At 69.7% G+C, this 13047-nt stretch carries 11 protein-coding genes and 1 pseudogene; 9 read left to right on the top strand and 3 right to left on the bottom strand.

Annotation, left to right across the window (positions count from 1 at the left end):
- Nucleotides 1-21 precede the first annotated feature (21 nt).
- Nucleotides 22-735: a trypsin-like serine peptidase gene (locus ACI2L1_RS07950; protein WP_404738435.1), complete on the bottom strand. Its 714-nt coding sequence runs from the start codon at nt 733-735 to the stop codon at nt 22-24.
- A gap of 102 nt (nt 736-837) precedes the next feature.
- Here ACI2L1_RS07950 and ACI2L1_RS07955 point away from each other — a divergent pair.
- Nucleotides 838-1514: pseudogene (locus ACI2L1_RS07955) on the top strand (alpha/beta fold hydrolase); the annotation flags it as partial.
- 72 nt (nt 1515-1586) lie between these two features.
- Here ACI2L1_RS07955 and ACI2L1_RS07960 read toward each other — a convergent pair.
- The gene (locus ACI2L1_RS07960) at nt 1587-2501 is read right to left on the bottom strand and encodes an oxidoreductase (protein WP_404738436.1); all 915 of its coding nucleotides are present in this window, start codon (nt 2499-2501) and stop codon (nt 1587-1589) included.
- 71 nt (nt 2502-2572) lie between these two features.
- Here ACI2L1_RS07960 and ACI2L1_RS07965 point away from each other — a divergent pair, with 71 nt between their 5' ends.
- The 8 genes from ACI2L1_RS07965 (at nt 2573) to ACI2L1_RS08000 (ending at nt 12360) form a co-directional block, all read left to right on the top strand.
- Complete coding sequence (locus ACI2L1_RS07965) at nt 2573-3187, top strand: TetR/AcrR family transcriptional regulator (RefSeq protein WP_404738437.1); 615 nt, start codon at nt 2573-2575, stop codon at nt 3185-3187.
- A 271-nt stretch (nt 3188-3458) separates the two neighbouring features.
- Nucleotides 3459-4802 carry a peptidase S8 gene (locus ACI2L1_RS07970; RefSeq protein ID WP_404738438.1) on the top strand — a complete coding sequence of 448 codons (1344 nt, stop codon included), beginning with the start codon at nt 3459-3461 and terminating at the stop codon, nt 4800-4802.
- Nucleotides 4803-5140: 338 nt separating this feature from the next.
- On the top strand, nt 5141-5449 hold the full coding sequence (locus ACI2L1_RS07975) for a hypothetical protein (protein ID WP_020140250.1): 309 nt from the start codon (nt 5141-5143) through the stop codon (nt 5447-5449).
- 165 nt (nt 5450-5614) lie between these two features.
- Nucleotides 5615-6448: a hypothetical protein gene (locus tag ACI2L1_RS07980; RefSeq protein WP_404738439.1), complete on the top strand. Its 834-nt coding sequence runs from the start codon at nt 5615-5617 to the stop codon at nt 6446-6448.
- Nucleotides 6438-7769, top strand: a complete 1332-nt coding sequence (locus ACI2L1_RS07985; RefSeq protein WP_404738440.1) for a hypothetical protein — start codon at nt 6438-6440, stop codon at nt 7767-7769. Before ACI2L1_RS07980 ends, ACI2L1_RS07985 begins: the two co-directional genes overlap by 11 nt.
- Entirely contained in the window at nt 7766-9325 is a 1560-nt protein-coding gene (locus ACI2L1_RS07990; protein WP_404738441.1) for an SCO6880 family protein, read from the top strand. Before ACI2L1_RS07985 ends, ACI2L1_RS07990 begins: the two co-directional genes overlap by 4 nt.
- An 11-nt stretch (nt 9326-9336) precedes the next feature.
- Nucleotides 9337-10752 (top strand): ATP-binding protein, encoded by a 1416-nt coding sequence (locus tag ACI2L1_RS07995; protein ID WP_404738442.1) that lies wholly within the window; start codon nt 9337-9339, stop codon nt 10750-10752.
- Nucleotides 10753-10764: 12 nt separating this feature from the next.
- Complete coding sequence (locus ACI2L1_RS08000; protein WP_404738443.1) at nt 10765-12360, top strand: type VI secretion protein; 1596 nt, start codon at nt 10765-10767, stop codon at nt 12358-12360.
- On the opposite strand, the gene ACI2L1_RS08005 is transcribed toward ACI2L1_RS08000, so the two are convergent.
- On the bottom strand, nt 12361-12906 hold the full coding sequence (locus tag ACI2L1_RS08005) for a GNAT family N-acetyltransferase (RefSeq protein WP_404738444.1): 546 nt from the start codon (nt 12904-12906) through the stop codon (nt 12361-12363).
- Between the last annotated feature and the right edge of the window lie 141 nt (nt 12907-13047).

A 13047-nucleotide genomic window follows, 5' to 3' on the forward strand; every position in this document is an offset into this window, starting at 1 on the left:
ACTCGGGGGGCGGCACAAAGATCAGCAGACCGCGTCCCGGTAGAGCGCGGCGGCCTCCGCCCCGAGCACCACGCTGTAGGACACGTCGGCCGTCGCCCCGCCCTGCTCGTGCCCGCCCAGCACCCCCACGACCTGCCCGTCCCCGTTCACCCAGGGACTGCCGCTGGTACCGCCGGTGAACCCGGGACACTCGATCCGCTGCTGCGTACGGCTGTGCGCGATCGGCTTGTTGGTGCAGCCGATCGGCACGTTCCGGGCGGAGGGATACCCGGTGACGGTGACGGCGGTGGCCCCGGTGGCGGTGCCGGTCACGAACCGGTTCCCGCCGACGGCGTCCTGGACGTCCCCCTCGACCCTGGCGAAGGCGACGTCGCTGTCCTCGTCCTGCGCCCTGGACCACCCCGCGGGCATGTACCGCTTCCCTACCTTCCACCTGCCGTACGGTGCCCGGCCGTCCCGGTATCCGGGCACGAACACGAGGTCGCCGTCGCTGTCGTCGAGACAGTGCGCGGCGCTGACGATGAGATCCCGGTGCGGGCTGCGGACGACGGAGGCGGTGCAGAAGTGCTGCGTGCCGTCGAACAGGGCGCCCACGCGGGCGTTCTGCGGGATGGCCGCGGCGACCGTCGTCACCCCGAAGGGCCCTGTCCCGTCGTCGGCGACCGCTTCGGAGGCCGAGGTGACGGTGAGCAGAACGACGACGACGTGGAGAGCGAGACGTGGCGTGCGCTTCATCGGACGTGAGCATTCCGCACGAAGGTGAGAAACGCGTCAACCGGCCGCCGCGTGGAGACTGCGCCCGTGGGCACCCAGAGCCACGTCTTCGACGGCTTCGAGCTGACCCGCCGCGAGGGCGAGGACGGCGTCCGGCTGCGCGTCCGACACGGCGGCAGCGGTCCCGCCGTACTGCACGCCACCTGGCACCGGGTCGCCCCGCTGCCGGCCGCGGCGGGCCGCACGGTGGTCTGCCCCGAACTGCGCGGCTACGGCGGGTCCGAGAAGCCCGCGACCGACCAGCAACACCGTCCGTACTCCAAGCGCGCCATGGCCGGTGACTGCATGGCGGTCATGCGCCGACTCGGGCACGAGCGGTTCGCGGTCGTCGGGCACGACCGGGGCGCGTCAGCGTGCTGAAAGCCGTACCCATCGGTAAGGCCCTGCGACGCTGCGACGCCGGAGTCGCCGCGAGCTGGTGGCACCGGTTCTTCCGCGGCCAGACGGACAAGCCCGCCGAACGCGTCATCAACGCCGCCCCCGACGCCTGGTACCGGGCCGCTCCCGAGCGGATGGGAGCCGAGGCGTACGAGGACCACCGGCGCGCGATCCATGACCCGGCCACCGTGCACGCCATGTGCGAGGACCACCGGGCGGGCCTCGGTGTCGACCGGGACCACGACGACGCCGACCGACGGTCCGGCCGCCGCATCGAGCGCCCGCTGCAGGTCCTGTGGGCCACCCGGGACGACATGGCCCGCCTCTACGGCGATGTCCTGGGCGTCTGGCGCGACTGGGCGGTCGCCGACGCACTGCTCCCGTTCCGGGAGAGCCTCGGGCCCGCGTCCCGGCCGTCCCGAGGTGCCGCACGTTCAGCCCCGCGTCCCCACACCCTGTGGAAAACGCGTCCCGGTCAGCTCCTCCGACACCGTCCACAGCCGCCGTGCAGCGGCCGGGTCACTCGCCGCGGCGCTGCGGCCGACCAGCGTCGGCGCTCCCCGTGACTCCCCGAGGCCGTCCGGGCCCACATAGCTCGCCCCCGGCAGGTCCTGCGTCGCCGCGTACAGCGTCGGCAGGGCGCCCGCGCTGTCGTCCTGGGCCATGAACCGGTTGCCGATCCGCAGGAAGCCACGCATCAGCGGGTTCGCCGCGTGGCTCTGGAGGTTGGTCTTCGCGTACCCGGGGTGGGCGGCCGTGGCACGGACCCTGGAGCCCGACTCCGTGAGGCGGCGCTGGAGTTCCAGCGTGAACAGCAGGTTGGCCAGCTTCGACTGGGCGTAGGCGCGGGTCGGCCGGTAGTTCGCCGTTTGGTTCAGGTCGTCGAAGTCGATCACCCCGCTGCCACCGCGGTGGAGCCCCGAGGACACCGTCACCACCCGGTCCGTGACATACGGCAGCAGCAGGTTCGTCAGCGCGAAGTGGCCGAGATGGTTGGTGCCGAACTGCTTCTCGAAGCCGTCCGCCGTCAGCTGCTGCGGGATCATCATCACGCCCGCGTTGTTGATCAGCAGGTCCAGCGGGCGGTCCCAGCCGGTCGCGAACTCCCGCACCGAGGACAGGTCCGCCAGGTCCAGACGCCGGACCTCCGTGCTGCCGTTCACGGTCCTCGCCGCCGCCTCGCCGCGCTCGGGGTCCCGTACGGCGAACACGACGTGCGCGCCCGCCCCGGCCAGGGCCTCGGCGGCCCGGAGTCCGATACCGCTGTTCGCCCCGGTGACCACCGCTGTGCGGCCGGTCTGGTCGGGGAGGCGGATCGCGTTCCACTTCTGCTGCTTGTCGGTAGCCATGCCCCGAATGTAGACGCTGCCAACAATGCTGTCAATGACAACAATGCTGGCGTCGTCTACATCCGGATACGATGGCGCCCATGCCAGCCGAGATGCCCGGGACCCGCCCCTACCACCACGGAGACCTCCGCTCCGCCCTCCTCGCCGCCGCCGAGCGCACCCTGCGCGACAAGGGCGCCGCCGCCCTCTCCCTGCGCGAACTCGCCCGCGACCTCGGCGTCAGCCATGCCGCCCCCGGCCGGCACTTCAAGGACAAGCAGGCCCTGCTCAACGCCCTCGCCCTGGCCGGATACGACCGCATGGCCGAGGTCCTCGAAGCCGCCGACGAACCAGGACTGCCCCTCCAGGACCGCCTCACCACCCTCGCCCGGGCCTACCTCGGCTTCGCCATCGACAACGCCGAGCTCCTGGAGCTGATGTTCGCCCGCAAGCACGAGCCCGACGCCGCCGAACAGATGGCCGCCGCCATCGACCGCACGGTGGGCGCCCTGGAGCGGGCCGTCGCGGCCGCCCAGCAGCGGGGCGAGATCATCGACGGCGACCCCGAGCACCTCACCCTCGTCGTGGGCACCGCGCTCCACGGCCTCGCGTCCTTCGCCGTCACCGGCAAGTTCACCACCGAGGCCGCCATGGCCGCCGTGACGGAACTGGTCCATCACCTGATGCACGGCCTCAAGCCCCGCTGATCCGGAGCCCCGCCCCGCCGTCCCGCAGCACGCGGGAATTGTGTGCGACGCGTGCAGATGGTCAAGCCGCGGCCATGCCCCGCCCATCCGCCCGCCATTGATCAGCAATCCCCCAACACCCTTCGGTAAGGCGGGAGTCAGGATTCCGGAACCCGCCTTGTTGTCACGTACTCAACAAGGCGATGGTCTACGCGGGTCGCCGCCCCCACCGGGAACCTCACCGGTGGTCCCCCACCGCAGGCCTCTGCAACCACTCTCAGGAGGCTGTACGTTGCGTACTCCCAACACCCCCCACATATCCGGCAGATGGCGCCGGATCGGCTCCACCGCCGTGGCCACCGGCGCCCTCGTGTTCGCCGGACTCGGCACCGCCGCCCAGGCCACCGCGGCCACGCCCGACCACGTGAGCGCCAAGGCCGTCGCCACCGCCGTCGCCAAGGCCCATGTGCAGTACGAGAGCGCGTGTGACGCCACCCCCAAGAAGGGCTACGCCGCCTGCAACGCCCTGCGCGTCACCGGCGGCACCACCGCGTACATGGAGAAGCAGGCCGCGCTGAAGGGCGTGACTGCCAAGACCCTCAAGCCGAACGCCTCCTCCGCCACCCCGACCGGCTACGGCCCGAGCGACCTCCAGTCCGCCTACGGCCTGACCGACGCGGCCGCCTCCAACGGCTCGGGCGAGACCGTCGCCATCGTCGACGCCTACGACGACCCCAACGCCGAGGCCGACCTGGCCACCTACCGCGACTACTACGGCCTGCCGGCGTGCACCACCGCCAACGGCTGCTTCAAGAAGGTCAGCCAGACCGGCTCCACCACCTCCCTGCCCACCGCCGACAGCGGCTGGGCCGGTGAGATCTCCCTCGACCTCGACATGGTCTCCGCCATCGCCCCCAACGCCAACATCGTGCTGGTCGAGGCGAAGTCGTCGAGCATGGCCAACCTGGGCACGGCCGTGAACGAAGCCGTCAAGCTGGGCGCCAAGTTCGTCTCCAACTCCTACGGCGGCTCCGAGTCGTCGAGCGACACCTCGTACGACTCCTCGTACTTCAACCACCCCGGCGTCGCCATCACCGTCTCCGCCGGCGACTCCGGCTACGGCGCCGAGTACCCGGCCGCCTCCAGGTACGTCACCGCGGTCGGCGGAACCAAGCTCTCCACCTCCTCCACCTCCCGCGGCTGGACCGAGAGCGTCTGGAAGACCAGCTCCACCGAGGGCACCGGCTCCGGCTGCTCCGCCTACGACGCCAAGCCGTCCTGGCAGACCGACGCGAGCTGCACCAAGCGCATGATCGCCGACGTCTCGGCCGTGGCCGACCCGGCCACCGGAGTCTCCGTCTACGACTCCTACGGCGACGACGGCACGGGCTGGAACACCTACGGCGGCACCAGCGCCTCCGCCCCGATCATCGCGTCGGTGTACGCCCTCGCGGGCACCCCGGGAAGCAGCGACTACCCGGCCCAGTACCCCTATGCGGACACCTCGGCGCTCAACGACGTGACCTCGGGCAACAACGGCACCTGCTCCGTCAGCTACTACTGCAGCGCCACGTCGGGCTACGACGGCCCGACCGGCCTCGGCACCCCGCAGGGCCTGGACGCCTTCACCGGCTGACTCTCCGTCAACAAGCGGGCCGCGGTTTCCCCTTCCGCGGCCCGTTCGGCATGCCTGGTCCGCTCCGGGATAGCCTTCACCCGCAGAACGTCGGTGCCAGAAGCGTCGCAGGTCGAAACAGGGGTTAACGACGGAACCACACGACAGGTTCCGCTCAGGCCTCATTGCCCGGCGTGACCTGCCGTGATACACAGAGTGACCAGACAGTCGTTCGTACGAAACCCGCCCATCAATGCCGCCAAGTCGACATACGAGGGCGGAATTGTCAGCGACAATGAGGCCTGACCCCTGCACCCTCGCAGGGGAAGCAGAACTACCCACCAGGGGCGGTGACTTACATGTTCTTTGCGGCCGACAAGGGAGACATCAACACCATCATCGGCGGGATCGCTCCCGACTGGGGGCCCTTCGGGGCGCTGGGGACCGAAGCGAAGACGATGATCCAGGTCGTCATGGCAGTCGCCATCCTGCTTTGCCTCGGCATCGCCATCTGGGGCGCCGCGAAACAGCGCATCGGCGCCACGGCCCTGCGGGACACCTTCAGCGCGGAACAGGGCAAGGGCCTGATCGTCGCGGGCCTGACCGGAGTCTTCATCATCGGCTCCCTGGGCACGCTCTTCACTATCGTGTACGGCATGGCCGTATAGGCGTCGCGTCCGGTACACCCCCTCTACCCCACCCGTCCGCAGTGCCCACCGGCTGAGGTTGCGTTCCCTGATGTCGAGTCACCACACCGCACCCGCGCGGGAACCCGCGCGGCTACCGTCGTACTCCTACGCGTTTTCGTACGACGTCGAGGGGGCGTGAGCGGCATGAGTCTCGGAGACGACCAGGACGGCTCCGGCGGTTACGGCGGCACGGGCCAGACCCGCACCCGGTACCCGGAGGGCGGCGCCGACGTCTACGGCGGCGCCCGTCGGGGCGGCCGCTCGTCCTCCAGAAGCCTGGTCACCGTGGTCGGCGTCATCGTCCTCCTGATCGCCGCGATCGCCTTCGCGAACCGCGGAGGAGACGATTCCGCAAGCTCGGCGGAGGGGGCGGGGGGGCAGCCGAAGGCGACGACGACAGCGCCGAGCGGTACCAAGCCGGTTCAGTCCACCTCGGGCGCGATCCCCACGGGCTACGCGCACGACACCCAGGGAGCGCAGAGCGCGGCGGCGAACTACGCGGTGGCGCTGGGCTCGGCCGACATGTTCGACAAGGCCAAGCGCGACGCGATGCTCCAGGTCATCATCGCCCCCTCGCGTGTGGCCGCGTTCCAGTCGACCATGGACCGGGCCTACACCGCCGCCTTCAACAAGAACGTCGGGCTGAACGAGGACGGCTCCACACCCACCGGCTACACATTCGTGTCCCGTACGAGCCCGATCGGCACCAAGGCCACCGCGTCCTCCGGGAACAACGCGACCGTCGAGGTCTGGTGCAGCGGGCTCCTCGGGATGGCAGGCGAGAACTCCACGAACCCCGTCACCAACAGCTGGTTCACCGTCACCATGAAACTCGAGTGGGCGGCCGACGACTGGAAGGTCGTCACACAGTCCCAGAAGGAAGGCCCGGCGCCCGTCCCAGGCGACGACCCGGCCTCCAGCGCCGACGACATGGCGAAGGCCGTTGACGAGTACGGAGGGTTCACCTATGCGCGGTAATCGCTACGTACTCAAGACCGCCGCAGCGGTCACAGCTGTACAGACGGCCGCCGTGCTTCTGGCGACCCGTGCCTTCGCGGCCCCTTCACCTTCACCATCACCCTCGGCGAGTGACGGTGCCTGCGACCTGATCACCGGCACTGCTCGCGAGCTGTGCGAAAGCGACCGCAGCAGCAAGCAGAGCGGCGGGTCGATCAACGACGACCCCACCTCCACCCTCGACCCCATGTCCTCCCTGGCCAACAGCTGCGCCAAAGCCGCCGCCTGGACCATCGACAAGCTCAGCGAGGCCGTCAAGGACACCGCGAACGTCGACTTCACCAACCAGAAGTTCCTCCAGCAGTACGCCGTCGTCTTCGCGGCGTCGACCATCCTCACCCTCCTCCTGTGGCTGCTCGCAGTCGCCAAGCGCGCGGTGCGAGGCGTCCCCCTCACCACCGCCATCAGCGAGGCAATCGGCTTCCTCTGGCTGACCGTGCTCGCCTCCGCCTTCACCCCCCTGATCCTCTACACCGTCGTCTCCGCCACTGACGGCGTCTCAGAGGTCCTCGCGAAGGCCACCGGCGACCAGACCGACACGTTCTTCGGCACCTTCTCCGGCGCCCTGGAAAAGGGCAACGACATCGGCGGCGGCCCGATCATGCTCATCGTCGTGTCACTCGTGAGCATCCTCGCCGCCGGAGTCCTCTGGCTGGAGCTCGTCATCCGCGCCGCCCTGCTCTACGTCGGCGCCCTCCTCGGCACCGTCGTCTACGCCGGCATCGTCGACAAGAACCTCTGGGGCCACGTCCGCCGCTGGGCCGGCATCATGATCGCGGTGATCCTGGTCAAACCGGTCATCGTCATCGTGCTGGGCCTCGCCGGCGCGCTCTCCTCCGACGACGGCCCCGACGCCTTCTCCGCCGTGGTCTCCGGCCTCGCGATCATCCTGCTCGCCATCTTCGCCAGCGCGATGATCTACCGTTTCGTCCCCGGCTTCGGCGACGAGATCGCCGGCTCCCGCAACAACCGCATCATGCAGGGCGCCGAGGGCAAGGCCGCCGCGGTCATCAGCTCCCCGGCCACCCTGGTCGCCCAGGGCATCAAGACCCACAGCACCCGGGCCGACAACAACGGTCAGTCCTCCGGAGGATCGGGCGCCCGCCCCAGCAACCCGGCGTCCGGCGGCGTCGCCGCGCACAGCTCGCGCACCCCGAACAGCGGCGGCGGATCTGTCCCCTCCGCCGCTCCCGCCCCCCGTTCGAGCAACCCGGTGAACACCCCGCACGCCAGCAACAACCGCAACAGCAGCAGCAACAGCACAGGAGGTGACGGGCGTTGACGACCGAGTCCCACGTGTCGCATACGGTCACGCCCCGCCGTACATATCTGATCGGCCGCGCCCGGCCGAACGCGATCGTCGGCCGCAACCGTGAGTCCGGCGAGATCACACTGATCATCGCGGGCGCGTTCCTCGGCATGATGTGCGGGCTCCTCGTCCCGGTGCTCTCCCTGCGCATCGTGCTGCTGATGGGCTTCCCCCTCATCGCGCTGGCCGCGGTCTACGTGCCGTACAAGCGCCGCACCTTCTACAAGTGGTTCGAGATCAACCGCAGTTACAAGCGCACCCTGCGCCAGGGCACCACCTACCGCTCCTCCGTGATGGAGGCCGGCACCCGCGTCGACGGCCGCGAGGTCGAGGTCGGCCCACCGCCCGGCATCGGCCGGATCAACTGGCTGGCCGCCCCGTTCGGGCCCGACGAGATCGCCGTACTGCTGCACGCGGACCGCCGGACCGTCACCGCCGCCATCGAGATCGAGGGCCCCGGCGTCGGCCTGCGCGACTCCGAGGACCAGGAGGCCCTCGTCGACCGCTTCGGCACCCTGCTCAAGCACGTCGCCAACGGCGACGGCTTCGTCACCCGCATCCAGATGCTCGCCCGCACCCTGCCCGCGGACCCCGACGCCCACGCCAAGGACGTCGCCGTACGCGGGGACGACAAGGCGCTGCCCTGGTTGCAGACCTCGTACGACCAACTGCAGTCGATGGTGTCCACCAGCAGCGAGCAGCACCGCGCCTACCTCGTCGCCTGCATGCAGTACAACCGCGAACTCGCCGCCGAGGCCCAGGCGATGGCCCGTGCCGCGCGCCCCCACAACGGCCGCAAGCTCGACCGGGACGCCGGCCTCGCGGTCGTCATGGCCCGCGAGTTGACCGACATCTGCTCGCGACTGCAAGAGGCGGACATCCGCGTCCGGCAGCCCCTCGGCCAGGGCCGGCTGGCGTCGCTGATCCACTCCATGTACGACCCCGACCACCCCATCGACCACATCCAGGCGATGACCAAGCGCAACGCCTGGCCGGCCGAACTCGACGCCATGGAACCGACGTTCCTCCAGGCGAAGACCCGGGAGTCCAGCACGCGCGCGCCCTGGTGCCATGCCACCGCCTGGGTCAAGGAGTGGCCGATGACCCCGGTGGGCGTCAACTTCCTGGCGCCCCTGCTCGTCCACACCCCGGACGTCATCCGCACGGTCGCCGTCACGATGGACCTCGAACCCACCGAGATCGCCATCGAGCGCATGCTGACGGAGAAGACCAACGACGACGCGGAGGCGAGCCGCGCCGCCAAGATGAACCGGACCGTGGACCCCCGGGACATCGCCGCCCACAACCGTCTCGACCAGCGCGGCGAGGACCTCGCCAGCGGCGCGGCGGGCGTCAACCTGGTCGGCTACATCACCGTGTCCTCCCGCAACCCCGAGGCCCTGGCCCGCGACAAGCGGACCATCCGGGCCTCGGCCGGAAAGTCGTACCTGAAGCTGGAGTGGTGCGACCGCGAGCACCACCGCGCGTTCGTGAACACCCTCCCGTTCGCCACCGGCATCCGAAGGTAGGGGCTGAGCTCATGCGGGATCCGCTGTCCGTCCTGACCGACGCCTTCACGTCCTTCCTCTTCGGAAAGGTCGAGACGACCCGCCTGCCGGTCCGTACCTCCACCGGCCAGGCGCAGGCGGTCTACCTCCCGACCGCCGCGCCGGGCCTCGGCGACTCGGGCGTGATCATCGGCCGCGAGGTCTACTCCGGCAAGGGCTACATCTACGACCCCTTCCAGCTCTACGGCCAGCAGCTGCCCGCTCCTCACTGGCTGGTCCTGGGCGAGTCCGGCAACGGCAAGTCGGCGCTCGAAAAGACGTACGTCCTACGCCAGTTGCGCTTCCGCGACCGCCAGGTCGTCGTCCTCGACGCCCAGGGCGAGGACGGCGCGGGCGAATGGAACCTCATCGCGCAGGAGCTGGGGATAACTCCCATCCGGCTCGACCCGATGGCAGCCCTGGACCAGGGCATCCGCCTCAACCCCCTGGACCCGGCGATCACCACGACCGGCCAGCTCGCCCTGCTGCGGACCATCATCGAGGTCGCGATGGGCCACGGCCTTGACGAGCGCTCCGGCTTCGCCCTGAAGGTCGCGCACGCCTACGTCAACGAGACGATCGTGGACCGCCAGCCGATCCTCACGGACATCGTGGAGCAGCTACGGCACCCCGAGCCCGAGTCGGCCGAGGCGATGAACGTCGACATAGAGGACGTACGCGCATGGGGCCTCGACGTCGCCCTGGTCCTGGACCGCCTGGTCGACGGTGACCTGCGGGGCATGTTCGACGGCCCGACGACGGTCGGCATCGATCTCGACGCGCCGCTGATCGTCTTCGATTTGTCCCACATCGACCGCAACTCCATCGCCATGCCCATCCTCATGGCGATCGTCGGTGTTTGGCTGGAACACACCTGGATCCGCCCCGACCGGAAGAAGCGCATCTTCCTGGTCGAGGAGGCCTGGCACATCATCAACAGCCCCTTCGTGGCCCAGCTGTTCCAGCGCCTGCTGAAGTTCGGCCGACGTCTCGGCCTGTCCTTCGTGGCGGTCGTCCACCACCTGTCCGACGTCGTGGACGGAGCGGCGGCGAAGGAGGCGGCGGCGATCCTGAAGATGGCGTCGACAAGGACGATCTACGCCCAAAAAGCGGACGAGGCAAGGGCCACGGGCCGCGTGCTGGGCCTGCCCCGCTGGGCGGTGGAGATCATCCCGACCCTCACTCCCGGCATCGCCGTCTGGGACGTCAACGGCAATGTCCAGGTGGTCAAACACCTGGTCACCGAAACGGAACGGCCACTGGTCTTCACCGACCGCGCTATGACGGAGTCCTCCGCCGACCACGAGCTCGCCGACGACGCCCTGCGGGCCGCGGAGTTGGAGGCCGAGGAGCGGGCGGCTGCCTTCGTGGAACAGCACATGGGCGACTCCGAGTCGACGGTGGCGTAGGAGGGGGCAGTGGTGAGACCGGACGACCGCCGTCACCAGGACGGCCAAGGAGGCGTCCCCGACGGGCTGTTGGTCGGCATACTCGCCTTCCTCCTCGGCATGACCCTGCTGGTCTGGTCGGCGACGGGCCTCGCGGGCTGGTTCGCCCACGGCGACTGGCCCCGGTCCGTCACCTTCACCCGTACCCCCGTGGCCATGCGCCACCTCATCGGCCACCCCCAGGACATCCCCGGCGCATGGCCCGACACCCCCACGGACCAGCTCTCCGGCTACGGCCTGGTCTGGGGTCTGTTCATCGGCCAGTTGATGGTCCTGGTCGTCCTGACGATCTTCGTGATGGGAACACTGGCCCGGTGGAGGGCGGTACGGGCGAGGACGAAGGCGGAGAAACTGGCGGCTCGGGCGCAGGAACGGCAGTCGGAGTCGGGCCCGACCCCCACGGAACCGTTCCACGAGGTACCGGCACCGAGACCGGCGACAGAGCCACAGCAGGCCGCCACGGCGCCACTTACTAAGCAGACGCAGCCATCCGCCACCGCGCACCTGCTCTCGGCCTCGCCCACGCAGCCGCAGCCGCAGCCGCAGCCGCAGCCGCAGCCGCCAACGGCGCTCCAGCCCCACGAGGGCCACCCGCACCCGACGACGAATGTCGTACGCGTGGGCGGGTGGGAAACATCTCGCGCCGAAGGCGCAATCCTCTACGCCCCACCGGCAACCCGCCATTCAACCGCAGCCCAGGCCATCAGGGACGCGGAAGGCCCCACCCTCGTAGTCACCTCGAACCCGACCCTGTGGGCGGACACCAAGGACGCCAGAGCCAAACTGGGCCCGGTCCACGTCTACGACCCCACCCACCTCTGCGACACCCCGGCCCGCCTCCACTGGTCCCCCACAACCGGCTGCGAGGACAAGGAAACAGCCAAGGCCCGAGCCCACGCCCTCCTCGCCCCGATCCGGCCCACCGCCAAGATCGACCAGGCCGTGGCCGACGTAGCCGAAACGCTCCTGCGCAGCTACCTCCACGCAGCGGCCATAGAAGCCCGCACCATCCGCCACGTCCACCGCTGGTGCCAGGGCACCCAGATCCAGGACGCCGTGCGAACCCTCCGCACCAGCCCGAAGGCGGCACCGGGCGCGGCCGGCGAGCTGGAGGCCGCCCTCACCGCCCACCCGGAACGCCGCGACATCGCCCAGGAGTTGACCAGCCGGGCCCTCTCCGCACTCTTCACCGTCAACGTCCGCGAGGCCTGCACTCCCAACCGAAATGATGCCCTCGCCTTGGATTCCTTCATCGACGAAGGGGGCACGCTTTATGTGGTGGGTGAATCGATCGAGGACCCCAGGACCAACCCGGGCGCGATGCCACTTCTGACGGCCCTCACCTCAAGCGTGGTCGAGCGTGGCCGGCGCATGGCCGAACGGTCATCCTCCGGTCGCCTCGACCCACCACTGACGCTCGTCCTGGACGACGTCGCAGCCGTGGCTCCGCTTCCCCAGCTCCCGGAGCTGCTGGCCGCCGGAGCGGACCGGGGGCTACCGACCCTGGCCCTGCTCCGGTCCCAGGAACAGGCCCGCACCCGCTGGCCGGACGCGGAACTGCCCGTGTAGTCAGGCGCGTTCGAGCACGAACTCCAACTCGGACTCTCCCGGAGCCGCGGCAAGCGGCACCACCACACCACTGGGCACGAAGCCGACCCGGCGATAGAACCGCTGCGCCCGCCCGTTGTCCTCGTGCACGATCAGCCGCACCCGCTCGGCCCCGTGCGCCCACGCCCATTCCAGGGCGGCGTCGAACAGCACATCGGTGAGCCCACTGCCACGCTCCTCGGGCCGCACGAAGACCCCGACGACATGCCCCTGCTTCCGCTCCACCGGAAATCCGGCCCAGTCCGTGGTCCCGGGCTCCTCCAGCAGCACGGTCACGGTCCCCACCCACTCCCCGCCCGGCGCCTCAGCAATGATCGTCTGAGCTCCGTCAGCCCCCTCCGCCCCCGAGGCCGTACGCTCCCGCCAGAACGAGTCGGGCCGACCGACCGCCTCCTCAAAGCTCTCCAGAAAGGCAAGAGGAGCAACCGGATCCTGAAGCGCCACAAGCCGCAACGCCTTGGCAGCGGGCCACTCGTGAGCACGAACGGACCGGATCATGTAACTCATGCGGGCAACAATAGTGCCCGGCTACGGCCCAATAAAGTCGATAAAACAGAAATCCCCCGTGCCGAATGGCACGGGGGATTTCTCAAAAATTGTTCGGCGGTGTCCTACTCTCCCACAGGGTCCCCCCTGCAGTACCATCGG

This window comes from Streptomyces sp. NPDC019531, from assembly GCF_044903305.1.
In the GTDB taxonomy this organism is placed as follows: Bacteria; Actinomycetota; Actinomycetes; order Streptomycetales; family Streptomycetaceae; genus Streptomyces.

What these genes read in the sequence shown, in the direction of transcription:
- ACI2L1_RS07950 (WP_404738435.1), bottom strand. Translation starts at nt 735, where the DNA reads ATGAAGCGCACGCCACGTCTCGCTCTCCACGTCGTCGTCGTTCTGCTC.
- ACI2L1_RS07960 (WP_404738436.1), bottom strand. Translation starts at nt 2,501, where the DNA reads ATGGCTACCGACAAGCAGCAGAAGTGGAACGCGATCCGCCTCCCCGAC.
- ACI2L1_RS07965 (WP_404738437.1), top strand. Translation starts at nt 2,573, where the DNA reads ATGGCGCCCATGCCAGCCGAGATGCCCGGGACCCGCCCCTACCACCAC.
- ACI2L1_RS07975 (WP_020140250.1), top strand. Translation starts at nt 5,141, where the DNA reads ATGTTCTTTGCGGCCGACAAGGGAGACATCAACACCATCATCGGCGGG.
- ACI2L1_RS07980 (WP_404738439.1), top strand. Translation starts at nt 5,615, where the DNA reads ATGAGTCTCGGAGACGACCAGGACGGCTCCGGCGGTTACGGCGGCACG.
- ACI2L1_RS07985 (WP_404738440.1), top strand. Translation starts at nt 6,438, where the DNA reads ATGCGCGGTAATCGCTACGTACTCAAGACCGCCGCAGCGGTCACAGCT.
- ACI2L1_RS07995 (WP_404738442.1), top strand. Translation starts at nt 9,337, where the DNA reads ATGCGGGATCCGCTGTCCGTCCTGACCGACGCCTTCACGTCCTTCCTC.
- ACI2L1_RS08005 (WP_404738444.1), bottom strand. Translation starts at nt 12,906, where the DNA reads ATGAGTTACATGATCCGGTCCGTTCGTGCTCACGAGTGGCCCGCTGCC.